1 protein-coding gene and 1 pseudogene are annotated in these 1,657 nt (G+C 33.4%); both read right to left on the bottom strand.

What is annotated here, in order from left to right; genetic code table 11:
* A partial coding sequence (locus tag BFA01S_RS21450) for a methyl-accepting chemotaxis protein (protein WP_156484006.1) occupies positions 1–1,108 on the bottom strand: 1,108 nt, incomplete at its 3' end.
* A 290-nt stretch (positions 1,109–1,398) separates the two neighbouring features.
* Positions 1,399–1,657 (bottom strand): annotated as a pseudogene (locus BFA01S_RS23035) (methyl-accepting chemotaxis protein); the annotation flags it as partial.

The raw sequence follows: 1,657 nt of genomic DNA, 5'->3' as shown, positions 1-1,657 counted from the left end.
CCACAGATTCCTGAACAACCTTATTGATATCTTCTATCTGTTCTTTCGTCTCTTCCATTTCATTAAAGCCGTTATCTGTCAGCTTTCTAATTTCTTTCGCTTCTTCGTTTAATTCTTCCCCGTTTTCACTTGATCGTTGAATCGAAGAAGAGAATTCCTTCATCTTTTCAGAGAGCATTGTCGTACTGCTCGCCTGTTCTTCTGATCCTTTTGCCAATTCTCCCATTGTAACAGCAATCTGCTCTCCGCCATCTGTTACTTCACTTGCGGATACAGTAAATTCATGCGCAAAAGAAGAAATCTCCTGTGACTCCTTATTTATATTAGAAATAAGAGTTTGAAGATTTGTACACATTTCCTGAATCGATTTCGCAAGATCTCCAATTTCATCATCGGATTTTATTCGTATCTTCTGCGCGAGATTCCCGCTTGCAATATCATGCGCAACTTTGCTTAAACGGCTTAAAGGATTTGCAATCGTTTTTAATGAAAAATAGATTAGCATAATAGTAAATAAAATCGATACTGCAATAACGATATATGTTTGCATCGTACCTGTTTTATAATGTTCTACACTTTCATTAATTGTTTGATTACTAGTTTCATTATTCATTTGCACAAAATTATATAAACTAAAATCAAGTGCAGTATAAACTTCTCTCGCTTCTCTTAAATAACGTCTTCCTTCTTCCACATCATCTTTATGAGATGCTTCCATAATTTTTTCATGAAGCACTAAATATTTATCAATTTGTCCTTTTACTTCCGCATATGCTTTCGTATATTCTTCATGCCCGGAAGTAATCTCTTCTAAGCTGGTAAAATCTTTCTGTATACCAGCTTCTAATACTTCTGATTCATCTTGAAAAAGCTTTTTCTCTTCTTTGTTATTTGCAAACAATACGTTTGCTTGAACAGCAGTTAGTCTTTGTACATAGAAATTTATGCTTCCTACCTTGGCTAATGCCGGAATCCACATTTCGCCCAATTCCTTATTTCTATCATTAATCTTATCCATGCCATTAATTCCAAAACAGCCAACTAATATAACTAAAATAAGTAGAAAAACGTTGAAAAATGTTATTTTCTTCATGATTGTAAATCTCATCCAAAAACCCCTTATATTTTTTAGGAAGAGGAGGAGTGGTTAAATATCTTGTAGTCTATAAATAGGCCGGCTTCAATATTTACTTTCCTCACTATCTATTTTAAAGTTATTGTACATCCTCTTCCTCTTTTTATATGTCTCTTATATCGGAAGAAAAATAAAATTTTAAATATATTTTAAGTATTTTTTCCTATTGACTTTTTAAGAAAAGATAAAAATAGAGAAAAGCCAATCTTTTTGTTAATTGACTCTTCTCTATTTGTTAGTCTTTTTATTAAAAACAATTCTTTTTACAATTTAAACTTCGCTACAGAAGATGTTAATCGTTCTGCTAATGTGACAAGTGATGTTGAACTTTCACTAATCTTACTCATAGACGCGGAAGACTGTTCAGAAACAGCCGCTGTCTCTTCGATACTAGCCGATGATTGTTCCGATATTGCCGCAATGTTTTCAATCGACTGATTAATATCATGAGCTGCAACAGAAATCGTTGCTAACTGACCGGCTGTATCTTTAATCTTATCTTGGATATTTGCGACTGACTGG

Source organism: Metabacillus fastidiosus NBRC 101226 (genome assembly GCF_001591625.1).
GTDB classification, from domain to species: Bacteria; Bacillota; Bacilli; order Bacillales; family Bacillaceae; genus Metabacillus; species Metabacillus fastidiosus.
The sequence above is the reverse complement of the archived record's forward strand: the minus strand, read 5'-3'. Positions and strand labels throughout refer to the sequence as shown.